24 protein-coding genes are annotated in these 25,899 nt (G+C 53.0%); 16 read left to right on the forward strand and 8 right to left on the reverse strand.

Annotated elements, in window-relative coordinates:
* Positions 1 to 79 precede the first annotated feature (79 nt).
* The 4 genes from secD to DY252_RS12080 all read left to right on the forward strand — a co-directional run bounded on the left by secD (position 80) and on the right by DY252_RS12080 (position 4,092).
* Positions 80 to 1,645 (forward strand): protein translocase subunit SecD, encoded by a 1,566-nt coding sequence (secD, locus tag DY252_RS22160; RefSeq protein ID WP_064789253.1) that lies wholly within the window; start codon positions 80 to 82, stop codon positions 1,643 to 1,645.
* Between the two features lie 19 nt (positions 1,646 to 1,664).
* The gene (secF, locus tag DY252_RS22165) at positions 1,665 to 2,594 is read left to right on the forward strand and encodes a protein translocase subunit SecF (protein WP_008890998.1); all 930 of its coding nucleotides are present in this window, start codon (positions 1,665 to 1,667) and stop codon (positions 2,592 to 2,594) included.
* A 152-nt stretch (positions 2,595 to 2,746) separates the two neighbouring features.
* Positions 2,747 to 3,658 (forward strand): DMT family transporter, encoded by a 912-nt coding sequence (locus DY252_RS12075; protein WP_064789252.1) that lies wholly within the window; start codon positions 2,747 to 2,749, stop codon positions 3,656 to 3,658.
* Between the two features lie 53 nt (positions 3,659 to 3,711).
* A complete protein-coding gene (locus DY252_RS12080; protein ID WP_064789251.1) occupies positions 3,712 to 4,092 on the forward strand; it encodes an Mth938-like domain-containing protein in 381 nt (126 codons plus the stop codon).
* A gap of 3 nt (positions 4,093 to 4,095) precedes the next feature.
* Here DY252_RS12080 and DY252_RS12085 read toward each other — a convergent pair whose 3' ends face one another.
* Positions 4,096 to 5,445 carry an NAD(P)-binding protein gene (locus DY252_RS12085; protein WP_064789250.1) on the reverse strand — a complete coding sequence of 450 codons (1,350 nt, stop codon included), beginning with the start codon at positions 5,443 to 5,445 and terminating at the stop codon, positions 4,096 to 4,098.
* Positions 5,446 to 5,553: 108 nt separating this feature from the next.
* On the opposite strand from DY252_RS12085, the gene DY252_RS12090 reads away from it, so the two are divergent.
* The 3 genes from DY252_RS12090 (at position 5,554) to DY252_RS12100 (ending at position 8,305) form a co-directional block, all read left to right on the forward strand.
* Positions 5,554 to 6,726 carry a mechanosensitive ion channel family protein gene (locus tag DY252_RS12090; RefSeq protein ID WP_064789249.1) on the forward strand — a complete coding sequence of 391 codons (1,173 nt, stop codon included), beginning with the start codon at positions 5,554 to 5,556 and terminating at the stop codon, positions 6,724 to 6,726.
* Between the two features lie 5 nt (positions 6,727 to 6,731).
* Positions 6,732 to 7,577 (forward strand): phytoene/squalene synthase family protein, encoded by an 846-nt coding sequence (locus DY252_RS12095; RefSeq protein ID WP_064789248.1) that lies wholly within the window; start codon positions 6,732 to 6,734, stop codon positions 7,575 to 7,577.
* A gap of 158 nt (positions 7,578 to 7,735) precedes the next feature.
* A complete protein-coding gene (locus DY252_RS12100; RefSeq protein WP_064789288.1) occupies positions 7,736 to 8,305 on the forward strand; it encodes a hypothetical protein in 570 nt (189 codons plus the stop codon).
* Between the two features lie 60 nt (positions 8,306 to 8,365).
* Here the strand turns inward: DY252_RS12100 and trmFO are convergent, their stop codons facing one another.
* Positions 8,366 to 9,712: a methylenetetrahydrofolate--tRNA-(uracil(54)-C(5))-methyltransferase (FADH(2)-oxidizing) TrmFO gene (trmFO, locus tag DY252_RS12105; protein WP_064789247.1), complete on the reverse strand. Its 1,347-nt coding sequence runs from the start codon at positions 9,710 to 9,712 to the stop codon at positions 8,366 to 8,368.
* Positions 9,713 to 9,917: 205 nt separating this feature from the next.
* Here trmFO and DY252_RS12110 point away from each other — a divergent pair, with 205 nt between their 5' ends.
* Entirely contained in the window at positions 9,918 to 10,898 is a 981-nt protein-coding gene (locus DY252_RS12110) for a hypothetical protein (RefSeq protein WP_064789246.1), read from the forward strand.
* A 40-nt stretch (positions 10,899 to 10,938) separates the two neighbouring features.
* Here the strand turns inward: DY252_RS12110 and uvrA are convergent, their stop codons facing one another.
* The 3 genes from uvrA to nagA form a co-directional block, all read right to left on the reverse strand.
* Positions 10,939 to 13,767: an excinuclease ABC subunit UvrA gene (gene uvrA, locus DY252_RS12115; protein WP_064789245.1), complete on the reverse strand. Its 2,829-nt coding sequence runs from the start codon at positions 13,765 to 13,767 to the stop codon at positions 10,939 to 10,941.
* A gap of 209 nt (positions 13,768 to 13,976) precedes the next feature.
* On the reverse strand, positions 13,977 to 15,056 hold the full coding sequence (gene fbaA / locus DY252_RS12120) for a class II fructose-bisphosphate aldolase (RefSeq protein WP_064789244.1): 1,080 nt from the start codon (positions 15,054 to 15,056) through the stop codon (positions 13,977 to 13,979).
* 156 nt (positions 15,057 to 15,212) lie between these two features.
* The gene (nagA, locus tag DY252_RS12125; RefSeq protein WP_064789243.1) at positions 15,213 to 16,361 is read right to left on the reverse strand and encodes an N-acetylglucosamine-6-phosphate deacetylase; all 1,149 of its coding nucleotides are present in this window, start codon (positions 16,359 to 16,361) and stop codon (positions 15,213 to 15,215) included.
* A 574-nt stretch (positions 16,362 to 16,935) separates the two neighbouring features.
* Here nagA and DY252_RS12130 point away from each other — a divergent pair.
* From DY252_RS12130 to DY252_RS12160, 7 genes are all read left to right on the forward strand, one after another.
* Positions 16,936 to 18,234, forward strand: coding sequence for an extracellular solute-binding protein (locus DY252_RS12130; protein WP_008891010.1), 1,299 nt, complete (start codon positions 16,936 to 16,938; stop codon positions 18,232 to 18,234).
* Between the two features lie 84 nt (positions 18,235 to 18,318).
* Positions 18,319 to 19,197, forward strand: a complete 879-nt coding sequence (locus DY252_RS12135; protein ID WP_064789241.1) for an ABC transporter permease subunit — start codon at positions 18,319 to 18,321, stop codon at positions 19,195 to 19,197.
* Between the two features lie 16 nt (positions 19,198 to 19,213).
* A complete protein-coding gene (gene ugpE / locus DY252_RS12140; protein ID WP_064789240.1) occupies positions 19,214 to 20,068 on the forward strand; it encodes a sn-glycerol-3-phosphate ABC transporter permease UgpE in 855 nt (284 codons plus the stop codon).
* 58 nt (positions 20,069 to 20,126) lie between these two features.
* Positions 20,127 to 21,197: a sn-glycerol-3-phosphate import ATP-binding protein UgpC gene (locus DY252_RS12145; RefSeq protein WP_064789239.1), complete on the forward strand. Its 1,071-nt coding sequence runs from the start codon at positions 20,127 to 20,129 to the stop codon at positions 21,195 to 21,197.
* A 144-nt stretch (positions 21,198 to 21,341) separates the two neighbouring features.
* Complete coding sequence (locus DY252_RS12150; RefSeq protein WP_064789238.1) at positions 21,342 to 21,815, forward strand: GAF domain-containing protein; 474 nt, start codon at positions 21,342 to 21,344, stop codon at positions 21,813 to 21,815.
* A 59-nt stretch (positions 21,816 to 21,874) separates the two neighbouring features.
* Positions 21,875 to 22,402 (forward strand): single-stranded DNA-binding protein, encoded by a 528-nt coding sequence (gene ssb, locus DY252_RS12155; protein WP_008891015.1) that lies wholly within the window; start codon positions 21,875 to 21,877, stop codon positions 22,400 to 22,402.
* 202 nt (positions 22,403 to 22,604) lie between these two features.
* Positions 22,605 to 23,033 (forward strand): NUDIX hydrolase, encoded by a 429-nt coding sequence (locus tag DY252_RS12160; protein ID WP_063089603.1) that lies wholly within the window; start codon positions 22,605 to 22,607, stop codon positions 23,031 to 23,033.
* Here DY252_RS12160 and DY252_RS12165 read toward each other — a convergent pair.
* Positions 23,030 to 23,527, reverse strand: coding sequence for a YchJ family protein (locus DY252_RS12165; protein ID WP_064789237.1), 498 nt, complete (start codon positions 23,525 to 23,527; stop codon positions 23,030 to 23,032). The two genes, DY252_RS12160 and DY252_RS12165, sit on opposite strands and share 4 nt — an antisense overlap.
* 581 nt (positions 23,528 to 24,108) lie before the next feature.
* Here DY252_RS12165 and rpoH point away from each other — a divergent pair.
* Positions 24,109 to 24,978 carry an RNA polymerase sigma factor RpoH gene (gene rpoH, locus DY252_RS12170; RefSeq protein WP_008891018.1) on the forward strand — a complete coding sequence of 290 codons (870 nt, stop codon included), beginning with the start codon at positions 24,109 to 24,111 and terminating at the stop codon, positions 24,976 to 24,978.
* Between the two features lie 90 nt (positions 24,979 to 25,068).
* Here the strand turns inward: rpoH and DY252_RS12175 are convergent, their stop codons facing one another.
* Together DY252_RS12175 and DY252_RS12180 are read right to left on the reverse strand one after the other, a co-directional pair.
* The gene (locus tag DY252_RS12175) at positions 25,069 to 25,521 is read right to left on the reverse strand and encodes an NUDIX hydrolase (protein ID WP_063089598.1); all 453 of its coding nucleotides are present in this window, start codon (positions 25,519 to 25,521) and stop codon (positions 25,069 to 25,071) included.
* Positions 25,508 to 25,777 (reverse strand): hypothetical protein, encoded by a 270-nt coding sequence (locus DY252_RS12180; protein ID WP_008891020.1) that lies wholly within the window; start codon positions 25,775 to 25,777, stop codon positions 25,508 to 25,510. The genes DY252_RS12175 and DY252_RS12180 overlap by 14 nt, the downstream gene beginning before the upstream one ends.
* Positions 25,778 to 25,899 lie beyond the last annotated feature (122 nt).

Genomic DNA, 25,899 nt, shown 5'->3' on the forward strand with positions numbered 1-25,899 from the left:
AAGCGGTACCAAATACCCGTTGTTCCAAGAACCTTGGAACCAGACCAAGGTTGACCCTGACAGATCCGGTCACAAACACATGCTTTATTTTACCAAATGGAAAGCAGCACTGGTCCTTCTGGTGTGTGCTTTGGGCGTAATCTACGCTGCGCCAAACTTCCTGCCGGCGGGCACTCTGGCGACTGAGTCCAGTTACCTGCCGGGCAAACAGATCAATCTCGGCCTCGATCTTCGTGGCGGCTCGCACATGCTGCTTGAAGTCGACACCGACAGTGTGCTGCGCGAACGTTATGACGCGCTTGCCGATGCGATCCGCACTGAACTGCGTCAAGAACAAATCCGTAACCGTCCGCGTGAAGCCACGGCCAACGGTGCCGAGATTACCATTCTGCGGGCTGATGACATTGAAAAGGCGCGAGAAATCGCGCGCACCGCGGAACCGAATACCGAACTAAGCGGCGAGGGGAACAACATCGTTGTTACCTATAACGAAGTCGCTTATCGCGAACTGATTGACCGTGCGATTGCACAGTCGCTGGAAGTTGTCCGTCGTCGTGTTGACGAACTGGGCACCACCGAACCATCCATCCAGCGCCAGGGCGAAAACCGCATCGTTGTTCAGGTGCCAGGTCTTGATGATCCGTCGCGTCTGCGTGACATCCTGGGCCGTACGGCAAAGATGAACTTCCATCTTGTGAATAACGAAAAAACGGCAGCCGACGCACGTGCGACCGGCCTCCCGCCGGGAACCATGATTCTGCCCTCAGCAGATGAAGGCGATGGTATCCGTGAATACCTGATTGATCGTCGTATCGTTGTCTCAGGTGACAACCTTGTCGACTCTCAGCCGACCTTCAGTGACGGTCGTCCGGTTGTTTCCTTCCGCTTTGATGCGGCAGGCGGTGCAAGATTTGGCGATATCACCAGCAAAAATGCCGGTCGCGGTCTTGCCATCGTTCTTGATGGTGAAGTGATTTCCGCACCGCGCATCAACGAACCGATCCTTGGCGGCAATGGTATCATTACCGGCCAGTTCAGCGTTCAGGAAGCCAACGACCTTTCCCTGCTTCTGCGTGCCGGTGCGTTGCCTGCACCGATGCAGATCCTTGAAGAACGTTCTGTTGGTCCGGGCCTTGGTCAGGATTCGGTCGAGGCCGGCGAATTTGCTGCCGTGCTTGGTCTGGTGTTTGTCATTGCCTTCATGGTGATCAGCTATGGCCGGTTTGGCGTCTATGCCGACATCGCGCTTATGATGAACCTGATCCTTGTTCTGGCGGTGATGTCTGTTCTTCAGGCGACCCTGACCCTGCCGGGGATTGCGGGTATCGTTCTGACTGTCGGTATGGCGGTTGATGCCAACGTGCTGATCTTTGAACGCATCCGCGAGGAACGCCGCAACGGCCGTACAATCATCAATGCGATTGATGCCGGTTATCGCAGTGCCATGTCGACCATTCTTGATGCCAACATCACGACCCTGATTGCAGCCCTTGTGCTGTTTAGCTTCGGGTCTGGTCCGATCAAGGGCTTTGCCGTGACACTGGCCATCGGCATTATCACCTCAATGTTCTCGGCGATCTGGCTGACCCGACTGCTCATCGCAGCATGGGTAAAACGCAGCCGCCCGACCGAGTTGGTCATTTAAGGAAGGGAACAGGGAAGATATGAAACCTTTACATCTTATCCCGGATGACGTGAATATCCCGTTCCTTAAATTCCGGAAGATATTCTATATCGCGTCTTTGCTGATGGTTCTGGCCTCGGTCGGTTTGTTCTTCACCAAGGGCCTTAACTTCGGGATCGATTTCCGGGGTGGCATTCTGGTTGAAATCAAGACCAATGGTCCGGCTGATATCAATGCGCTGCGTGACAATCTTGGCAGCCTCGGCCTTGGCGATGTTTCCATTCAGGAATTCGGCGAGCCGGATGATGTCCTGATCCAGTTGCAGCGCCAGGATGGTGATGAAGAAGCCCAGATGGCGGCCCTTGCGGCTGTCACCAACGCACTTGGCGATGACGTCACCATTCGCCGAAGCGAACTTGTCGGTCCGAAGGTCGGTGGCGAGCTTAAGGAAGCCGGATTCTATTCCGTCGTGATCTCTTTGTTCCTGATCATGGTCTATATCTGGGTTCGGTTCGAATGGCAGTTCGCTGTCGCATCGGTTGCAGCCTTGCTGCATGACGTCCTGATCACCATCGGTTTCTTTGTGATTACCGGAGTTCAGTTCGATCTGGCGACCTTGGCAGCGGTTCTGACGGTGGCCGGTTATTCGATCAACGATACGGTTGTTGTGTTTGACCGTATCCGCGAATATCTGCGCAAGTTCCGCAAGATGGAAATCCCGGATTTGCTGGACCTGTCGATCAACTCGACGCTTTCACGCACGACCATGACGTCGTTTACGACGTTGTTGGCACTCATTGCCTTGTTCGTGTTTGGCGGCGAAGCGATCCGTGGTTTCACCATGGCGTTGATATTTGGCATCGTGATCGGGACCTATTCATCGATCTGTGTCGCGTCACCGCTACTGATTGTCCTTCGCCTCAAACGTAAAATTCCCGAGGCAGAGGAAGGCCAGGAAGCTGGCGCCTGATCCACCGGGTTGGATTTATAGACATTTACACTATGGCCGGGTTTGTGAGAAAACAGACCCGGCCATTTCTTTGCGGGATTTGATCGTTTGCGGTCTTTGGTTTCCGTGCCTAGAGAGCCGATAAAAAGTCCATTAAAAACTGGCTGCAACCGATGACACCCCATATCGCATCGAACCCCGAACATCGCGCAAATCTGATCGGCAGCATCTGGATGATGGCTGCGATGGTGGCGTTTTCTTTTGAGGATGCGTTTGTTAAGGCTGTCTCGGAAACCCATGCCGTAGGTCAGGTCCTGGTTGTGTTTGGCGTCGGTGGAGCGCTGCTGTTTGCAGTTGTCGCGCGGACCAACAAACAGCGCTTGCTTAATCCTGATGTACTGTCGCGTGCGATGGGCATACGGATCATTTTTGAAGTTGTTGGCCGGTTGTTTTATGTCCTCGCATTGGCATTAACTCCGCTTTCATCGACGACCGCAATTCTTCAGGCAACGCCGATTATTGTCGTTCTTGGAGCAGCACTCCTGTTTGGCGAAAAGGTGGGTTGGAGAAGATGGACGGCAATCATCGTTGGATTGATTGGCGTTTTGATTATTTTGCGTCCGACAGCTGACAGCTTTTCTGCGTTATCCCTGCTTGCCGTGATTGGCACGATTGGCTTTGCCGGGCGTGATCTTGCCAGCCGCGCCGCGCCTGTGTCGCTAAGCACGTCGATCCTGGGTTTCTACGGCTTTGTGGCCATTATCGTGGCGGGTATCGTGTTTTCATTGTGGGATGGAAAAGCGTTCACATGGATGAATACGCAAAGTGCTTTGTATTTCGTTGGCGCAATCCTGATGGGCGCGTTTGCCTACGCCGCCTTAATGAAAGCGATGCGCAGTGGCGATGTTTCCGCAGTTACGCCATTTAGGTACACCCGCTTGTTGTTTGGTATTGCATTGGGCATGATCCTGTTTGGCGAGGAACCGGACATGCTGATGATGATCGGTTGCGGTATCGTCGTTTTATCCGGGTTGTTCATTCTTTGGCGCAGAAAAATTACCGAAGAGCACCTCGACACTCTGTGAAATCCAGACTAAGTCCAATTCAGATTAATCGAACAACCGCAAATGGGCCCAGCATGTCTCTTGAAGTAAGTACCTTGGTCGCCGAAGGCAGTAAAATGGTCACCAGCTATGGCGACGGCATTTTTCGATTTGGCGAAGAAACGGTTACGGGATCGATCCTGCTGTTTCCTGAAGCCGTCTATTCATGGAATGTCACGACAAAAGACGACATCACGCCGGACTCTTTTTCCCGGGTGATCGAAAAGGCCGATGAAATCGAGATCCTGTTGCTTGGCATGGGGACACGTCTAACACCTGTCCCGATTGAGTGGCGCCAGGCGCTTAAGCCGCACGGCATTGTCATCGAGCCAATGGATACCGGCGCTGCTTGCCGGACCTACAATGTTCTGGTGTCTGAAGCACGCCGCGTTGCAGCGGCCATGATTGCTGTCTGACGCTTACGCAAAGAACTTCTGCAGTTCATGGCGGATATCAAGCACGCTTGAAAAAAGTGCCGCCGGTCCCGGGGCCTGATCAATCGGGAAGACATCCCCACACAGAAATACGTTTTTCCACGGCGCGTGCAGTTGCTGTCGGCTGGCAGCCATTCCCGGCGTCATTTCAGGAAACGGAGCTTCTGCGTTGATGAACAAGTGGTTGGGATGCAGTGCATTGTCCGCGTTATCCGATCGCGTTTGCAAATCAAGATTAAGGTACTGGTCGCAGAGCCAAACACAACGTTGCCAGACAAGCTGTGCAAATTGATCGGCGTTCTGGGTATCTTGCAAGTGCAAGCTGCTGTTCAGGCTTACCTGAAGATGACGACGATTACAGTAGATCGCACGCACGATATCATCACTGACCAGCAGGGCTTGCGGCTCCGCAAATGGTTTGCGCATTTCAAACGTCATGCAGCGCCGATGTGCGGGTGCGGGTGAAATCCCGATATCGGGTACCGCATCGCATAATGGCTTGGGGTGCAGGGCCAGAACAACGGCATCATCAGGGTTCAGAACAATCTGACTGTCATCTTCGAACAGCAAATCGGTCGCGTAGTCCGAAGTGCTGTCGATATCGCCGAGTTTTGTTCGACTTTTGATGGTCCCACCCGCAGCAAGGAACCGTTCACGCAGGGCAGGCAGGGCAATATCGTTGAGGATAATCGGATCAATCGCCGCAAACACCGGTTCATGATGGCGCGCCAGCATCCCGCGTAACCTTGGCACCAGAACCCGTGCCAACAGGGACTTTGAACATCGATGGGCAGGCATGGAAAACAGAACTTCAGCCAGAACGGTAAGCGCATCACGATGATAGGTGCCGGGCTGATGGGCTTTGTCGTCAGAGTCAAATGCTCCCGATGAGAACGTGCTGTCGAGCCGGTTTTCTTCACTGGCAGATCGTTGTTGCCAAAGTGTCAGTGCGGTATACGCACGCGCAGCAATACTTATCCGCCTAGAAATCAGTGCCCGCGATATACCCTGATCAATCGATACAATAGCGGGTTTGCGACGCCCGCGTTTCAATCCCATCACACAATGGGCCGGTCTGATCAGTTTCGCGGGGATTTCCGGGTAGCCCGCAAAGAAGTCGGCAACCAGCCCCGACGGATCATAAAATATCTCTGGCTCTGCTGTTTTGTGGCTTTCAGGTGCTGTGTGCATGCCGCGCGTCCAGCGGCTTTCAAATGGCTCGGCTTCGTCATACAGCGTTACGTCAAAGCCGTCCTCGGCCATGCAGGTGGCAAGTGCCGAACCGGCCAGACCACCGCCGATAATGTGTAAGCTTCCGGACGCAAATGATGCCATATGCCTGAGCCAATTTAGTTGTTATACAGAGGCCAGAGAACGATGTGCTACATAGTCGTACCAAGTCAGAAGTCGTAATAACCTTAACATCAGAACAGCTTACAAGCCATGGATGAAATCACCACCGAACTGGACAACCTGAACGAAGAGGTGATCGGCCACATGAATTCGTGGGTCGATATGCTTGGCGGCGGAGAGATCGGAAGGCTTGTCAGTGCTGCTTTGGTGCTGCTTGTTTTCTTCATCTTCAAGCGCGTTCTGGTGCGTGGTGCGCTTGCTATCTTGCGTCGGATTGCACAGCAGCGCTCAGAAAGCATGATGGGTAATGTGCTTGATGCCTTTGCCTTGCCTTTGCAGGCTTTGTTCATGCTGCTTGGCGTTTATTTCGCGACCGAGGTGCTAACACTCCCCGAAGAAATTGATGCCTTTGCCGTTGAGGCTATTTCAATCGCGGCTGGTTTTTGTGTCTTTTGGGCGCTGTTTCGGGCCGTGGAGCCGTTGGGGGTATCATTAAATCGGCTGGTCGGCCGGTTTGGTGCCGGGCTTGGCGATGATCTGCGGCAATTCTTCATTCGCGGGGTAAAGACCCTGATCGTCGTTATTGGCGGCGTTATCATTCTGGAAAACTGGGGCATTGATGTTTCAGCGTTCCTGGGTGGTCTTGGTCTTGCCGGGATGGCGGTTGCGTTGGCGGCAAAGGATTCTGTTGCCAATATCTTTGGTGGCCTGACCATTTTCGCCGACAACCTGTATAAGCGCGGCGACTGGATCGAAACACCGCACTTCGAAGGAACGGTCGAGGTTGTGGGCCTGCGGGCGACCAAGGTACGGACCTTTGCCAAGGCGCTGGTTACGATGCCAAATGCCCAGATCGTTGATTCGCCTGTGATCAACTGGTCGCGCATGACACATCGTCGGATCAAGATGGTGATTGGTCTGGAATACCGAACGACCGCCAAACAAATGGAAGCGATCGTCGACAAGCTGCGCGATTTTTTGAAGAACGATGACGATGTCGCCCAGACCGATGTCGCCCAAATGGTACATTTGTCAGATTTTGGTGCCAGTTCGATCAATATTGATCTTTATTACTTCACCAAAACCACTGACTGGGTGACGTGGCGAGATATCCGCAACCGTCACATCATCGCTTTCAAGCGTATTGTCGAGGAAGAGGACGCTGCTTTCGCATTCCCGTCGCAATCGCTATATGTCGAAAGCATGCCGGAAATCATCAACAGCCAAAAAGACGATCAACGTTCAGAACGTAAGATCGGATAGGATAAATGCCCGATACGCCAAAGCTTTCCCACTGTGCCGACTATGTCAGGCGCCATGACCGGGACCGTTTCCTGTGTGCGCTGTTTGCGGCACCGGAAAAACGTGAATCTCTGTTCACCCTGTACGCTTTTAATCTGGAAGTCTCCAAAACGCGCGAGATGGTCAGTGAAGTCATGCTGGGCCATATCCGCTTGCAATGGTGGCGTGACACCCTGACCGAACTGGGCGCGGGGCAGGTGCGCAAGCACGAAGTTGTTGAGCCACTGGCTAATCTGGTGAGGGACGGGCATCTTGCGATTGCCGACCTTGAGGCGATTGTTGCCGCGCGCGAGTTTGATCTTGAAGACCGCCAACCTGCCACCCAGCAGGAACTTGATCGCTATATTGATCAAACGTCCGGGCAGATCAGTGTTCTGGCGTCAAGGCTGCTTGGGGCAGGTGGCGACGATGCAGACCATGCCGCACGGCTTGCCGGCAATGCGTATGGCCTAGTCGGCATCATGCGGGCCATAGTGTTCCATGGCCGATCAAAACGCCTTTATCTCCCCAAGGACAGGATGGAACATCACGAGGTCGCGCAAGGCGACGTTTTCGAGTTCCGTAAAAAACAGGAAATCCGCGAATTCATACGCGAACTGGCTGAATTGGCGCGCGCCCGCATTACCGAGGCCCGCAAACATCGCAGCGCGTTGCCAAAACAGGCCCACTCCGCCGCATTGCCGGTTGTTCTAGCCGACGGGTATCTGCGCAAGCTTGCCAAGGCCGGATATGATCCGTTTTCCGCCGAATTCGGTTTGGCACGCCCCGCCAGTCTGCGGTTGACCCTTAACGGGATGTTCAAGAGATATTGATCCGATATCGCTTGTCACATGACCATTGTATAAATATCTCTTAGAGTGACAACAAAGGTCAGGACAGCACTGAACTGTACGTGGTAGCGTTGGTAACCCTTTGATATCTGGCGCAAGATGCGGGCATGCCCGACATGAGGACCAAGATGGCACATTTGATGAAAAAGACCCGGAAACGGTGGTTTAGCGGCCTGATGTTTGTCGGGATGCTGTGCCTGTCTGTCATGATTGTTGCGCAGGCCCGTGCCGCAAGCATTGAACCGTTCGTCGGTTCCTATCATGGCACGACCATCGAGCATGCCGAAAACGAGCTGCAAGCACGTGACCTTGATGTGGTCATCAAGGAGACCGAACGCGGCTTTATCGTCGATTGGTCAACGGTGATACACAAACCAGACGGACGTGAAAAAACCGTTTCTCTGGATGTCGAATTTTACGCAACAGAGCGTGCGGACATCTATGGCAGCGCCATGCGTTCTGGGCTTTTCGGGAAGCGTATTCCCAATGACCCGCTGAAAGGCGAACCATTTTTCTGGGCACGGATTGTGGACAAGACCCTGACTATTCACGCGCTTTATATCAATGATGAAGGCGGGTACGAGATGCAGGTCTACAAGCGCACGCTCGACGACGACGGCAATCTTGATCTGATCTTTCGCCGGTTCCGCGACGGGGAGCAAATTCGCGATGTTACGGGCAAGCTGACACGCCAATCTGATCGCTATTGATCGCACCTGTCGGGTCGAAGAAAAAAAAGCCGCATCACTCTCGATGCGGCTTTTGATTTTTCAGGCTGCGTTCACGGTGCTGAGCCACTCATCAAACAGCGGAATGGCACGATCGCTATAAAGCTTTTTACGATCACGGCCCTTGACCCGTTTCTTGAGATCAAGATCCGGAAATAGACCGAAATTCACATTCATCGGCTGGAAAGTGCTTTCATCGGCACCGCCGGTAATGTGGTTCAATAGGGCTCCCATGGCGGTTGCAAGCGGCGGGGTCGGAATGGTTTTTCCTGCTTTTTCGGCTGCGGTAAACCGGCCAACCATCAGACCGACGGCTGCACTTTCAACATATCCTTCACAGCCTGTAATCTGACCGGCAAAGCGCAGATCAGGACGTGACTTAAGGCGCAGATTCCCATCCAAAAGTCGTGGTGAGTTCAGGAAGGTGTTGCGGTGAATGCCGCCAAGACGGGCGAATTCGGCATTTTCGAGCCCCGGAATGGTGCGGAAGACTTCGACCTGCGCGCCGTATTTCAATTTGGTCTGGAAACCGACCATATTGTAAAGCGTGCCAAGCGCGTTGTCCTGACGCAGCTGAACAATCGCGCGCGGCTTTTCTTTCGGATTATGCGGGTTGGTCAGGCCAACCGGTTTCATCGGGCCGTGACGCAGTGTTTCGCGCCCACGTTCCGCCATGACTTCGATCGGAAGGCATCCGTCGAAATAGGGGGTGTCTTTTTCCCAGTCCTTGAATTCGGTTTTTTCGCCTTCGATCAGGGCATCGATGAAGCGGTTATATTCATCTTCATACATCGGGCAGTTGATGTAATCCTTGCCATCGCCCTTGTCGTAACGCGACTGGAACCATGCCTTGTCGAAATCAATGCTGTCCTTATAGACAATCGGTGCGATCGCATCGAAGAAGGCAAGGCTTTCCTCGCCAGTTGCCTTGCGAATGGCATCGGCAAGAGCACCGGATGTCAGTGGTCCGGTCGCGATGATGGTATGTTCCCATTCTTCCGGCGGCAGTCCATCAATTTCACCGCGCTCCATCGTGATCAAAGGATGGTTTTGAAGCGCGTTTGTGACGGCCTCGGAAAAACCTTCGCGGTCAACGGCCAAAGCGCCACCGGCAGGTACCTTGTGCTGATCAGCGCACCGCATGATGATCGAACCGGCACGGCGCATTTCATCATGGATCAGGCCGACAGCATTGTATTCCTTGTCATCGGACCGGAATGAATTCGAACAGACCAGCTCAGCACATTTGTCGGTATGGTGTGCGTCGGTCGGGCGCGTTGGACGCATTTCATGCAGGATGACGGGCACACCGGCTTCTGCCAACTGCCAGGCAGCTTCACTGCCTGCCAGACCGGCGCCAATAATATGAACAGGCTTGACCGTATTCACGCGTGCGAACTCCTTGCCAGAGTGGGTTTTGATAACGTGGCACACACATAGCGGTGCAATGGGGATAATTTCAAGTCAATTGCACGCGAAGATGAGCAATCGGAATCACATCACGCTAATCAGGACGGAAATTTTCACAACACCACATCCAGCCCGTCTTAAAGGCCAGAGCCGTTCTGTCCCGATAACGTGAAGATGGCATCCCATGAGCTACCCGCATCATCCCTATGGTTACGAACCCACCCATTGTCCGGTCATTGGCCTTGTGCCACGTCGGCGGCATGTCATTGACGTGGAGTGTATTGATTTAGGGGATAAACCAGATGATGCGGAGGAGGAGGCACAGACCGAACCCAAGGAACGGCGTCTTGGTTTTCCGTTCGGCTGCATGGGCGAGGGGACGTTTGGCCCGGCCGATATCGAAGGCATGATCGAATATGTGGTCGCGACCCGGCAGGGGTGGCGGTCTTCGATGGTGATCCGGGCGTTTCTGCGTTGGTGGCGCGACAATGAGGAGGCTGACAGCAGGCAAGCCCAGGAGCGCAAGCACTCCGATGCCATCATCATGCTTCTGGCGCTTAACCAGGGTCGGGACGGTTTCGTTCAGGGATACCTAAATGATCTCAGACATGACCAGCTTGATCGGCCCAAACTGGTTCCGATGGAAAATCCCGTTGAAGCGGCCTTTAACAAAAGCCTGCGCATTGCAGCCCTTGCCCTGGCGCTTTCGCCTATTGTCCTTGTTTTTGCTGTCCTGCTGTTTGTTCAGGTCGACAATCTTATCAGCACCGGTAACGGCAAGTTATTTGGTTTCAGCTATGACCTGTTATTCGTTGTCGGCAGTTTCGGTGCCATCGGGGCGCTCACCAGTATGATGATGCGGCTTGGCAAGGATGTGCCGTGGGATGAAATGGAACCGGCCTCGGTCTTCTTCAATTTCCTGTTTCGGCCCTGCATGGGGTTCTGCTTTGCGATCCTTGTGCTTTTGGCACTACGGGCTGGCATGTTGCCGATCCCGCTGGATGAACTTCACAAGATTGATGACCTCGACCAGATCAGCCAATCAGCGTCCGCTGGCCAACAGATTTCCATCGTGCTCGTCTTCGCCTTCCTGTCCGGGTTTAGTGAACGGCTGAGCACGGCACTGGTCAAGCGGGTCGAGGACAGGGTCACGAATTCGGGCTGAGCCAAAATGAAAAAGGGCAGCGTAATGCTGCCCTTTAGCTCTACTCCAGTCCAAGGTGGCGTTTCAGATAGCGCCCCGTGTAACTGCGTTCATTGCCCATGACGTCTTCGGGTGTTCCTGCACCAACCAACTGGCCGCCGCCATCACCACCTTCGGGGCCGATATCGATGATCCAGTCGGAGGTCTTGATGACATCAAGGTTATGTTCAATCACGACAACCGTATTGCCCTGATCAACCAGGGTGTGCAGCACTTCCAGAAGTTTGCGGATATCGTGGAAATGCAGACCCGTGGTCGGCTCATCAAGGATATAGATTGTCCGACCCGTTGCCCGCTTGGACAATTCCTTGGCAAGCTTCACACGTTGGGCTTCACCACCAGACAGGGTCGTCGCCTGTTGACCAAGGTGGATATAGGAAAGTCCCACCTGTTTCAGGGTTTCCATCTTGTCGCGGATCGACGGAACAGCCTTGAAGAAGTCAGCACCTTCTTCGACTGTCATGTCAAGGACATCGGATATCGATTTGCCTTTAAACGATATTTCCAATGTCTCACGGTTGTAGCGATGACCTTTGCACTGGTCACATTCGACATAGACGTCGGGCAGGAAGTGCATTTCAATCTTGATTACACCATCGCCTTGGCATGCCTCGCAACGTCCGCCTTTAACGTTAAACGAGAAGCGACCAGGCTTGTAGCCGCGTGTTTTTGCCTCTGGCAGTTGGGCGAACCATTCACGGATTGGCGTGAAAGCGCCGGTATATGTGACCGGGTTTGAACGCGGGGTTCTGCCAATCGGGCTCTGGTCGATATCAATGATCTTGTCTATCAGCTCGACGCCCTTGATCTCGTCATGGGCACCTGGATGATGGCGGGCATTGTGCATCCGTTTCGCCAGCGCCTTATACAGCGTTTCGATGACAAGGCTTGATTTGCCGCCGCCAGAGACACCGGTCACACAGATGAACTTGCCCAGCGGGAAATCAACATCAATGCCCTGCAGGTTATTGGCCGTGGCACCCTTTATCGTGATCGCCTTGCCATTGCCCTTACGGCGTTCCTTTGGCACTGCAATCTGTTCAACCCCGACAAGGTATTTGCCCGTCAGGCTGTCCGGGTTTTGCTGAATCTGTTCGGGGGTCCCTTCGGCAACAATCCGACCACCATGAATGCCAGCACCTGGGCCCATGTCGACGACATAGTCGGCCGCACGAATGGCATCCTCGTCATGTTCAACGACAAGAACCGTGTTGCCAAGATCGCGCAGGCGTTTGAGTGTCTCAAGCAGGCGATCATTGTCGCGTTGATGCAGGCCAATGGATGGCTCATCAAGCACATACAGGACACCTGTCAGGCCGGAGCCAATTTGCGATGCCAGTCGGATACGCTGGCTTTCACCCCCGGAAAGGGTGCCTGATGTCCGCGACATTGAAAGATAATCAAGACCGACATCACGCAGAAAGCGCAGGCGATCATTGATTTCACGCAGGATACGGCGCGCGATCTCGGTTTCTTTTGCGTTCAGTTTTTCTTCAAGGGCAAGGAACCAGTCACCAGCCTTGGCAATCGAAAGTTCCGTCACCTGAGAAATGTCGCAGCCATCAACCTTAACGGCCAGCGCTTCTGGCTTCAGGCGCTTACCCGCGCAGGTCGGGCAATTTGACACCATCTGGTATTTCGACAGCTCGTCACGTGCCCACTGACTGTCGGTTTCACGCCAGCGGCGCGACATGTTGGGAATGACGCCTTCAAACGGTCGTGAGACCTTGTAGCTGCGCGACCCGTCATCGTACGTGACAGTGACTTCTTCATCGCCCGAACCATACAGGATAATGTCCTGCGCTTTCTTAGGCAGTTTTTCCCACGGCACATTGGTTTTGAAGTCAAAATGCTTGGCAACCGATTTCAGAGTCTGGAGATAGTATTTCGATGTCGTGCTGGCCCATGGGGCGACGGCACCACCTTCGAGTGTCTTGCTTTCATCGGGCACGACCAGCATAGGGTCGAATTCCATTTGGGTGCCCAATCCATCACAGGCCGGGCAGGCGCCAAACGGGTTGTTGAATGAAAACAGACGCGGTTCGATTTCTTCGATGGTGAACCCGGAAACCGGGCAGGCGAACTTTGCTGAAAATACCGTGGTGTCGCCGGTTTTGGCATCTTCGGTCAGGACAATCCCATCGGTAAGCTCGAGAGCCGTTTCAAAACTGTCCGCCAGACGGGTGGAAATACCTTCCTTGACGATCAGACGGTCAACCACGACCGAGATATCGTGTTTGAGCTTTTTGTTCAGTTCCGGTGCCTCATCGATGTCATACATTTCGCCATCGATTTTCACACGCTGGAAACCACGGGCCCGAAGTTCTCGCAATTCTTTTTTGTATTCGCCTTTGCGCCCACGCACGATCGGCGCCAGAAGGTAAAGACGCGTACCTTCTTCCATCTCCATCACGCGGTCAACCATCTGAGACACAGTCTGGCTGACAATCGGAAGACCCGTGGCAGGAGAATAGGGGATGCCAACACGTGCCCAGAGAAGACGCATATAGTCATAAATCTCGGTCACGGTGCCGACTGTCGAACGCGGGTTTTTCGAAGTTGTTTTCTGTTCAATGGAAATGGCTGGCGACAGGCCATCGATATACTCGACATCAGGCTTTTGCATCAGTTCAAGGAACTGACGCGCGTAGGCCGACAGGCTTTCGACATAGCGGCGCTGACCTTCGGCATAGATCGTATCAAAGGCCAGAGAACTTTTGCCTGATCCCGACAGACCAGTAATCACCACAAGGGAATCGCGCGGCAGTTCAACATCAATGTTCTGAAGGTTGTGTTCTTTCGCACCGCGAACCGAGATTTTCGTCAGCATGTCGGGCCTTTTGTTCCTGAATTGTTCGGAAAGTGTATAGAGGAGCCGTAAGCTATACGCAAGCGCACCCCTGACAGTTCCTGTCAGTATTTGTCAGGAGATCCGCAATTAACAACCCGATGCATGACAGAGCCACGAAAAAGCCCGCCGAACAAGACCGGCGGGCTTCATAAATCCTGTGACCGGAACGGTCAGATTTTTGATCAGGCTTAGGCTTTGGTAACCGTACGGCCGGTTGCGCCAAGGTCCTTGAAAGCTTCTTCAAGGCGTGCGGCCATCGAAAGTTCAGCTTCGCGGATCCAGACGCGCGGGTCATACTGCTTTTTGTATGGCTGATCGGTTTCCGGGTCGACCTGATACTTGAACGCACGTGCGTTGGCTTCGACATACTCGCCAACCGGGCGGGCATAGGCGAACTGGGTATCGGTATCGATATTCATCTTGAAGCAGCCATAGCTGACAGCTTCTTCGATTTTCTCTTTTTCCGAACCGGAACCGCCGTGGAACACGAAGTCGAGCGGGCGATCACCCAGACCGTGCTTCTCAGCCACGTATTTCTGACTTTCCAGAAGGATCTCCGGACGGAGCTTTACGTTGCCGGGCTTGTAAACGCCGTGCACGTTGCCGAATGCGGCCGCGACCGAGAAGTGGCCAAGCGGCGAGAGACGGCGATAAGCTTCTTCGACTTCTTCCGGGCGGGTGTAAAGACGCGGATCGATTTCCTCAACCGAGGTATCAAGCTCATGCCCGATACCGTCTTCTTCACCACCGGTGACGCCCAGTTCGATCTCAAGGCTCATCTCGATGGCGGACATCCGTTTCAGGAAGGTCTCGCAGGTCGCGAGGTTGTCTTCAACGGATTCTTCGGACAGATCCAGCATATGAGAGCTGTAAAGCGCCTTGCCGGTTTCGGCATAGGCCTTTTCGCTCCATTTCAGCATTTCATCGACCCATGGCACAAACTTGCGGTTTGCGTGGTCGGTATGCATGACAACAGCAACACCATAATGTTCGGCCAAAAGCTGTGCATGACGCGCAGCAGATACAGCGCCGAGAACACGGGCCGCAGCAGCGTCCTTGATGCCCTTGCCGGCGAAGAACTGTGCACCACCATTCGAAAGCTGAATGATAATGTCAGAACCGGCATTTGCAGCAGCCTCAAGGGCAGCGTTCATCGTGCTTGAAGACGTAATGTTGACGGCGGGAAGGGCGTAACCGTCCTGCTTGCAGGCAGAAACGAGTTCGCGATAGGCAGCACCGGTAACAACACCGGGTTTAACGGAAGGCATGTGGGTACTCCTCCTGGGGGTCAGAGTAAAAACAGATCAGCAGCAAAATCACCTGAAGACCCTGCATACAAACTGTTACAGAGCCCAATGCATCTTCGAAATGCTGTCTCAGGTCAAGGCTTTCCGTCATAGACTTTCGGAAAATATTACGTTTGCTCAGGCGTAAATCTCTTGCACGCCCTTGATCCAGCTTCGCGTCACATTGAACTGATCATCAAACAAAATCATATCGGCCTGATATCCCGGTGCCAAGCGCCCCAGAACATGACCAAGTCCCAGGAACTCCGCTGGATAAAGCGACGCCATGCGAAGCGCTTCATCAAGTCCGATTTCGGCCATTTCCATGCAATTGCGCACAGCTGAAATCATATCAAGGTCCGAACCCGCCAACGTCCCATCCGCAAGCGCGCACCGCCCATCAATTGCGATGATTTCCTCATCACCCAGCTTGAACCGTTTATCGGCGGCACCAACCGTTGGCATGGCGTCGGTGACCAACATCATCTTGCCCTTGGCTTTGGCACTTACGGCCGTTTTTATCACGGCAGGATGGACGTGAAACCCATCCGCAATCAGGCCACACCACGTACGATCATCAGAAAGGGCTGCACCAACAACGCCCGGCTCCCGATGGGTCAGGGGGCTCATGGCATTAAACAGATGCGTGAAGCCCTGCATGCCTTCATCGATTGCCGACATGATATCGTCGTAGGTGCCCGCTGTATGTCCGGCGCAAACACGAACATCGCGGGCAACGAGCTTTGCAATTACGCCTTTATCAAGCAGTTCCGGCGCAAGGGTTAATAAAGTGCAGCCGTTGCGAAGCCGGGAGACGAGTTCTATTGCATCAGTTTCCATCGGCCTGATCTGGTCAGCCGAATGTACGCCACGGCGCTTGAGATTGAGATACGGTCCCTCAAGGTGAATGCCGACGACACCGGCAACGCCGTTATCCAGTGCGTCCTGAACGGCAGCAATCGCGGCCTCCATCTTGTCACGAGAATCGGTAATCAGGGTTGGCAGCATGGATGTCGTGCCAAACCGGCGATGCGCAGCGACCATGGTTTTAATGGTCTCAATATCAGGCTCATCATTCAGCAAGACACCGCCGCCACCATTTACCTGCACATCAATCAGACCGGGGGCGAGGCTTTGACCGCTGCCATCTATTGTTTTGATACCAGTTGGTAGATCGTTATCCGCAACAATGGCGTCGATCTTGCCATCCGTGACCAGAACAGAATGCCCGGACAGGAAGCGTGTCCCGTCAAAGAGTCGGGCATTTGATATGGCAAAGTCACTCACGCCTGGGTCTCCGATTGCTGCGTATCCAAGTACGGTGGTCGCAGGATCAAACCTGCGATTATGAACGGTTTGGCATCGTAATTGGATGATTTGATGGCGGCAACGACCTTAACGAACAATTGTAAAGAAGACGTCTGCGCCGACCAATTCATCGCACAGCTGAAATATTCGAACACGAACATTCCATACAACAAGGTTAACCATGGACGCCGCAGGACGATCTTCACGGTTTGGTCGCAAAACTTTCACTTGCTTGCAACAATTGGTGTCAGCTGCATCTCTCCATTTCACGGACCTTCTGCTGCCTGATTGCCGGAACACGAGGCAAACACTGGATCTTTGATCCTTTCAAAACTGCGTCTGCGAGGAGCTTCATAGTGAACATATAGGATGTTCACTTGATCATTTATTGGCGAGTTTTGTGTCATTTCGTCGCCTATTCGCACATCAAAAGTAATTTTCTGAAAACTGTCACTTGAGCGAAATGCCCCTCAAGAACAAAACGAACGCCTAGCCGGTCGCCGAATTACGGGCGGCGTTCCGTGCCAAGTTTTCAATAGGGAGTTACTTGACCATGTTCCGCAAAACACTGATGGCTGCTGCTGCCGTGTTTGCCATTGGCAACACCGCACAGGCTGCAACCGAGATCACCTGGTGGCATGCAATGGACGGCGCACTTGGCGACGTTGTCAACCAGATCACCGAAGACTTCAACGCAAGCCAGGATGAATACAAACTCGTATCCATCAACAAGGGCGGCTACGAAGACACCATGACGGCCGGCATCGCAGCGTTCCGCGCGAAGAACCAGCCGAACATCATCCAGATCTTCGACGCAGGTGCTGCAACCATCATTAACGCCAAAGGCGCTGTTAAGCCGGTTCAGGATTTGCTTGAAGCAAACAACGTCAATTTCGACATCAATGACTACATCCCGGGTGTTCGTTACTTCTATGCCGATTCAGACGGCAAGATGATCGGCATGCCGTTCAACAGCTCGACCCCGCTTCTGTATTACAACAAAGAAGCATTGGACAAAGCCGGTGTTGACGTTCCGAAAACCTGGCAGGAATTCGAAGCTGCTGCGCCGAAGCTCAAAGAAGCTGGGTACACCGCGCTTGCGCAATCGCACAGCCCGTGGATCTTCTTCGAAAACTTCATGTCGCGTCATAACCTGCAGATGGCAACTGCCAATAACGGTTATGACAGCACCGACGTTGAAATCCTCTATAACAACGACGCGCTGAAAGATCACTGGCAGCACGTCAAGGATTGGAAAGACGCAGGTTACTACGGTTATTATGGCCGCGCATGGGGTGCGAACCAGGACGCATTCGTGCAGCAGCAGGTCGCAATGTGGATCGGTTCTTCCGGTTCATTTGGTGGCCTTCGCAAGTCCGCACAGTTTGACTTTGGCGCATCGACCCTTCCGTATTGGGAAGGTACCGGCGATGCACCGAAATCGACCTTTATCGGTGGTGCAGCACTGTTCGCATTCTCCGGTCATGATGCCGCGCAGGATGCCGGCGTTGCCGAATTCTTCAAATTCCTGACCAAGCCGGAAACCCAGTACTACTGGCACAAAGAAACCGGTTATGTCCCGATCACCAATGCGGCCTATGAGCTGGCCAAAGAAGATGGCTACTACAAAGAAAGCCCGGATGCAGAAGTCGGCATCACCCAGCTTTCTGAAGAAGGTGGTGAATGGACCAAGGGTTACCGTCTTGGCTTCTACGTTCAGATCCGCGAAGTGATCTATCGTGAAGTCGACAAGATCATGAACGGCGAAGAAACCGTTGATGCTGCCTTTGCGACCATCGAAGAAGAAGCAAACGGTCTACTGAAGCGCTTCAACGATACCTACTCGAACTAGTCTGCTTTTCGCCAAAGCGGGGCGGCCGATGATTTGGCCGCCCTGTTTTGCATTTTCTGATTTTGCTCTGAGGTTGCGTTCCCGATGAAGCGCGTACAATTTGAACACAGCGCGGTGCCATACCTGTTTATCGCACCCCAAATTCTGATTATTTCCATATTTTTCCTGTGGCCTGCGGCCCAGGCGCTTTATCAGTCGTTTTTGCTTGAAGACGCCTTTGGCATGTCTTCGCAGTTCGTCTGGTTCCGCAATTTTGAAGATGTGCTGACAAGCAGTTCGTGGACGCGATCTGCCATCTTTACCGTCCTATTTTCCGTTCTGGTCTCCGTGCTTTCGATCGCGATTTCACTGTTTCTTGCAGTACGTGCCGACGAAGTAATCCGTGGGGCAAAATCCTATAAAACGCTTCTGATGTGGGGTTATGCCATTGCGCCGCCAGTGGCGGGCCTTCTTGGCATCATGATGTTCAACCCGTTGATGGGGGACCTTTATAAGGCCTTCAACAGTTTCGGGTTTGAATTCAACCACATCGAAAACGCCAATGACGCGGCCTTCATCGTCATTCTGATCGCGGTCTGGAAACAGGTCAGTGTGAACTTTATCTTCTTCCTCTCAGGGCTCCAGGGGATTCCGAAGTCGGTTCAGGAAGCAGCGACCCTTGATTGCAAAAGTCCCGAGCGTCGCTTCTGGACCATTACATTCCCGCTTCTGGCACCGACAACCTTCTTCCTGCTGGTGATCAACCTGACTTACGCCTTTTTCGAGACGTTCGGCATTATCGATGTTTCGACCAAGGGTGCCCCGGGTGGCTCGACCGCGACCCTTGTTTACAAGGTGTATGTCGATGGCTTCCTTGGTGCGGATATGGGCGGCAGTGCTGCGCAGTCAGTCTTGCTGATGATCATGGTCAGTGTCCTGACCGTGTTCCAGTTCCGCTTCATCGAACGCAAAGTGCATTATTAAAGGGGAGAACGTCATCATGTATCAGTCCAAATGGCGTATTTTTACCAACCACACCATTCTGGTGCTTGGCTCACTTTTCATGATCCTTCCGGTTTGGATCGCCTTTGCGTCATCAACCCACACCCGCGAGTATATCTTCCAGAATGGCCTGCAATTCTTGCCAGGTGGGGAGTTCTTCACCAATTACGGCGCGATCCTGTTTGATGCAGATGCGACAAAGGGCAGGGTGACTGCGCTTGAGATGCTGTTTAACAGTATGGTGCTTGGCCTTGGCTTTGCCATCGGAAAGGTCATCATTTCGATGATGGCGGCCTATGCGATTGTCTATTTCCGCTTCAAGCTGGCTGTGCCGCTGTTCTGGATCATTTTCTCGACCCTTTTGTTGCCGCTCGAAGTGCGTATCGTTCCGTCCTATGAGGTCGTGGCGAACCTTGGCTTGCTCAACACCTATACCGGTCTGATCCTGCCGCTGATTGCGTCCGCCACTGGAACCTTCTTCTTCCGGCAGTTCTATCGGTCGGTCCCGGACGAACTTCTTGAAGCGGCAAGGCTGGACGGCGCAGGACCGATCAGGTTCTTCATCGACATTCTGGTTCCACTGTCGGTGACCATGATTGCTGCAATCTTCATCATTATGTTTGTGGTTGGTTGGAACCAGTACCTTTGGCCGCTGCTGATGACCACCGATGATCAGCTCTACACCATCGTGATCGGGATCAAGCAGGTCTACAATTCGCTCTATGAAGGCGGACAGATACCTCAGTTCCCCAAAGCATTCGCACTGACAATCATGGCATCGGTCCCGCCCGTACTGGTGGTGGTCATCTTCCAGCGCATGTTCGTCAAGGGTCTGGTTGAGACGGAAAAGTAAAACGGTCTTCCCTGATCCCTGCACTGAAAATAATTGATCCGAATACAGGATAACCAAGATGGCAACTGTTACGCTTAATCAAGCCCAGAAAACCTACCCGAATGGCTTCAAGGCCATTCACGGCATTGATCTTAAAATCGAGCATGGCGAGTTCACGGTTCTTGTCGGGCCGTCCGGCTGTGGCAAATCGACACTGCTGCGCATGATCGCCGGCCTTGAAGGGATTTCGGATGGCGAAATCATCATTGATGACAAAGTCGTCAACACGGTCGCACCCGCAGATCGCGACATCGCCATGGTGTTCCAGAACTACGCGCTTTATCCGCACATGAATAACTACGACAACATGGCCTATGGCCTTAAAAACCGTGGGTACAGTAAGGCGGAAATCGATGCCAAGGTCCGCGAAGCTGCCCGCATTCTTCAGTTGGACGATCATCTTGAGCGCAAACCGCGCCAACTATCTGGTGGTCAGCGCCAGCGCGTCGCCATGGGCCGCGCGATTGTTCGTCAACCGAAGGTCTTCCTGTTTGACGAGCCGCTTTCAAACCTAGATGCCAAATTACGTGTCGATATGCGCCTTGAAATCAAGAACCTGCAACAGCGTCTTGGCATCACGTCGGTCTATGTCACCCACGATCAAGTTGAAGCCATGACCCTTGCCGATCGTCTGATCGTCATGAATGGCGGCGTTGCGGAGCAGATCGGAACCCCGATTGATATCTACGAAAAGCCGGCCAGCCAGTTTGTCGCAGGTTTCATCGGCTCGCCGGCGATGAACTTCCTGAAGGGCAAAGTCTCTGATGACAAGAAACATGTCACGGTGGGGGACGGCGTGATGCTTGATCTTGATCATGACGTCGAGGCCGGTCGTGACGTCACGGTCGGCATTCGCCCCGAACATCTGGAACTTCTCAAAGACGGGGAAGGGCGGATTAATGCCGGTGTGCGCATGGTGGAGTCTCTTGGCGCAGAAACGCTGGCCTATCTCGATTTCGGGGCAAATGCGGACAATGTCACGTTGCGTTTGCAGGGAACGCACACATTCGGAAAAGGCGAGAAATTAAGCCTTTCGGTTCCGGCGTCGAAAATCCATCTGTTTGATATCGAAAGCGGTCAGCGCATCTGATTAAACCAGACCAGCTAACACCAAACGCCTCTGACAAATTCAGACTGTCAGAGGCGTTTTTGTTTTCGGATTGGGGCACTTTACCCTTGTCTCGCACAGGGTGAACGAGGTAGTTCCTATGCGCGAAAGTTAAGGGAGTTCGATGTGCAGACCGACCAGAAAAAGGCGCTTTACGAAGAAGCGCAAAAAGAGCTGATAAGCATCACCGAAGGCGAAACCAACGTTCCCGCCCTGATGGCGACCGTATCGTGCGTCTTATCGCAAAAGTTCGACTATTACTTCTGGACCGGCTTCTATAATGTTGATCCGGAAAAGGAAAATGAACTAGTCGTCGGGCCTTATCAGGGGACACTTGGCTGTCTTCGTATCCCGTTTGGTCGCGGTGTTTGTGGTGCAGCCGCATCAACCCGCGAAACGCAGGTGGTCGCGGACGTTCACGCTTTTCCTGGTCATATCGCATGCGACAGCCGGACCAATTCCGAGATTGTCGTGCCGGTGATCAATGCGGATGGACAGTTGATCGCCGTGCTTGACGTCGATAGTGTCGAGCACAATTCGTTCGATCAAACGGATCGCATTGCACTTGAAACTTTAATGCAGCGCATTTTTGCGCAATGATAACCCACAAGTCCCGACCAATCGGGACAGCGGACAACACAAACTTTGGAAGATAACCCATGGCTGGCAGTGTCAATAAAGTCATTCTCGTCGGGAACCTTGGTCGCGATCCTGAAATCCGGTTTACCCAGGCTGGCAAAAAGATCGCCAATTTCAGCATCGCAACCTCCGAACAGTGGCGTGACCGTCAGTCCGGTGAGCGCCGTGAGCGCACCGAATGGCATCGCATCGTTGTTTTCAACGAAGGCCTTGCTGATGTCGTTGAGCGCTTTGTAAAAAAAGGCAGCAAGCTTTATATCGAAGGCCAGCTCCGCACCCGCAAATGGCAGGGGCAGGATGGCAAAGACAACTACACCACCGAAGTTGTCCTTGAAGGCTTTAACTCCAACCTGACCATGCTTGATAACCGCGGCGAAGGCGGCGGCATGGGTGGCGGTTCATCCTCTGGTGGTGGCTATGGCGGCGGCCAGGATAGTGGTGGCGGCTACGGCGGCGGTTCTGACGCAGGCTGGGGTAATGGTGGTTCTTCCGGTGGCGGATCCGCACCGGCGGGTGCCCCGGACCTCGATGACGAGATTCCGTTCTAAGCAATCGCTTAATGATATCGATCTAAAATCCCTCCGAAACGCTGGTTGTTTTGGGGGGATTTGTTTTTGTGAATTTCTTCGTGCAACCATCCTGAAACGTCTGTCACAAAATCATCTGAAGTTGGACTACAAGACTATAACCAAGCGATAAAATCTGATTTAAGAACGAAAACTCGGCCAATCGTGAAACAAGGAAGACCTGTTGACCGGTCCAATATTTGGAACCCCGCGTGTGGGGCAAAGCTATAACGTACAGGACTGTGTCTATGCCGTGATCAAACGCGAAAACGGCGACGTTGCCGTTGCGCGCACCCCCAAGGGTATTGTTCTTCTTGGCGGCGGTGTTGAAAACGGTGAAAGTGAACAGGACGCGCTTTGTCGTGAGGCCTATGAAGAATCGGGTTATCGGGCGCGTATCATCTCGCGGCTCGGTTTTGCGTCACAGTATGTCAATAACCCGGCCAAGGATCGATACCGCCTTAAGCGCGCAACCTTTTTCCTGTGCGAATTAACTGAAAAGCTTGGTCCGCCTGTGGATCAGGATCACGAACTGGTCTGGATGCCATATAAAGAAGCCCATGAAAGCTTACTTCGGCCATTTCATCAGTGGGCACTGGAATTTGTGGGCTAGCCGCAGCATTTTTTGAATTTTTTGCCCGATCCACACGGGCAGGGATCATTTCGACCGGCTTTGACTGACGACGCGTTGCTTTGGCTCACGCCCGGAAATATCCCGTCAACATAGAACCACTTGCCATCACGACGTTCGAAATTGGATCGCTCGTGCAGTTGGTGTGATTTGCCGCTATCATCAAAATGGGCAACGAATTCAACAATGCCGGTTTGATCAAGAATACCGCCAGCAACGCATTCAATGATGTCCAATCCAGTCCAGCGCGTTGTGTCCTGCGCAATACTTTCTGCGTCAAAGCCGGAACGATTTTCTTCCGCCAGCGTTGATAATAGATAGTCCCCATTGCGCAGCACGAAGGCAGAGTAGCGTGATCGCATCAACTTTTCAGCCGTTTCGGCATTTGCCGTCCCGGAATGATACTTCCCACAGCAGACGCCGTAATCTTTCAGGCTGCCACAGGGGCATAAAGTGTCTGCTGGCAAGTTTGGCATGATGAACTCCGGTCAAATGGCATTTTGAAGTCACCATACAGCAGGGGCCATCTGCACGCCACTTTGCCAAGCCCCGGAATTTCGCCCTGAACTTTCACAGATGCGCAAATTGCCTTTGTTTCGCCGTATATCGATCCTAGCGTGAAGGATCGGCATTTCACTTACCCGACTGTTTTTGTCGGTTATAATTGCTAGGATGCTGATATTGAGTGATTAATATAACTGAAACACTGGTCAGAAGTTCTTGACGAATTTGGTCGGGTTTAGATATATTAATAAATGCGGGTGGGGGCCCAAAGGCACCGCCGGATAAACGTCCGGCCAATTGGCGGACATGTAAATTGTCGATTTGCTTCGAGTAAGGATGAGACACGATGAATGAACTTCTTATATGCGTCTACTGTCCTCTTCCATAGGTGACCTTGGAATGAGTTACGACCGGACCACGCTTCTTTTCTGACAAAACCCGGTCGTCCACGTGAATTAATTCACAACCGATAGTGTTTGCACGTCATCTAGCTTCTGACGGACTCCGTATTAAGAATAGATGCCGACATGTAAACCTCTCAGGAGGACATAGAATGAGCGCCATTAAATTACCTGCTGTTTCCCAGGAAGAGGGTTTCTCGGGCTATCTCCGTGAAGTCTGGAAATTCCCGATGCTTACGGCGGACGAAGAATACATGCTGGCCCACCGTTATCAGGACCATGATGACACCGAGGCCGCCCACAAACTTGTTACCAGTCACTTGCGCCTTGTTGCCAAGATCGCGTTTGGTTATCGCGGCTATGGCCTGCCGATGGCAGACCTTGTCGCAGAGGGCAATACCGGCCTGATGCGTGCGGTACAGAAGTTCGATCCGGAACGTGGTTTCCGCCTGTCGACCTATGCGATGTGGTGGATCCGTGCTGCGGTGACTGAATACATCCTGCAAAGCTGGTCGATGGTCAAACTCGGCACCATGGCAGCGCAGAAGAAACTGTTCTTCAGCCTGCGTAAAGCCAAGCGTCAGCTTAACATTTATGACAATGGTGAACTTTCGCCAGAGGAAGCTGATCAGGTTGCTGAAAAACTTGGTGTGACCGGCCGTGAAGCGCTTGAAATGAACCGCCGTCTTGCGGCGCGCGATTTCTCGCTCAACACGCCGATGCCGAAAGACGAGGGGATGGAATATCTTGATACCCTGTCGTCTGACGCACCAAGCCCGGAAGCACTGGTTGCTGATGCCGAAGAACGTGTTCTTCATAACGGCATGCTGAAGAACGCACTTGGCGAATTGCCTGAACGTGAACAGGAAATCATCAAGGCCCGTTTCCTCAGCGATGATCCGATCACGCTGGAAAAGCTTGGTGAACGTTTTGGCGTCAGCCGTGAGCGCGTCCGTCAGCTTGAAGCACGCGCGTTCAAGAAAATTCAGGAAAGCGTCCTGACGCAGCATTCAGCGGCGTAACAAAGCTTAAATAGACCAAATTAAAAGGCGGCATCCTAGTGGGTGCTGCCTTTTTCTAATTTCGTTGATCTTCCTCAGATTGTCAGTGGGTCATCCGGATGAGAGCACATCACGTGATTTCGCAATAACTTCAATGGTCTTGTTCCAAAGCGCGTATTTGGTCACTTCCTTGACACTGACCCACTTGGCATCAGCCGCATCACCGCCAAGCGTGATGTCGGGATTAAGCGCCACCGCGACAAAATCAATCAAAGTGTAGTGATATTCGACCTTATCGTCATCATTGGTGGAAATCATGTCCACGGCATCGACCAGGATCGGGCTTGAGATTTTGACCCCGGTTTCTTCCAGAACTTCGCGACAAACGGCATCGCGCACCGTTTCGCCCAGCTCCTGCGCGCCGCCCGGAAGGCTCCAGGTGCCGGCATGCGGTTCCTTGCCCCGCTGGATCAAAAGAACATGGTCCTTGTGCCAGACAACGGCACCAACACCGACAAGAGGACGTGGTAAAAAGGTTCGCTGATCAAGTTCAGTAATCGTCATCGTCTTCTTCCAAATCATCGTCCGGGTCAGGGACCTCATGTACGACCTTGCCGGTCATTTCTCGGGCCCGAATACCGGGTGTTCCAAGAAACTGTTCTTCTGACTCCGGATGGAGTGACATCACAAAATCTTTCGATGGCGCGTCACCGATGGCGAACTGCCGCGCGGTATCGTAGTCAGGGGCACGTACCTTGGCCGTCTTTATCCCGACAGAACCGTCATCATCGTAAATATATTCAACAATCCAGACCTGCAAAACGTCTCCACAACAATTCTGATCTGCAAATTACGGTTTGTTGGTTGCACCGCAAACTTGAATACTGCTATCACTTTAATAAGCGGGAATAACCCGGCTTTAAGTCCCAGCTTTGCCATATT

Source organism: Thalassospira indica, from assembly GCF_003403095.1.
Classification (GTDB): Bacteria; Pseudomonadota; Alphaproteobacteria; order Rhodospirillales; family Thalassospiraceae; genus Thalassospira; species Thalassospira indica.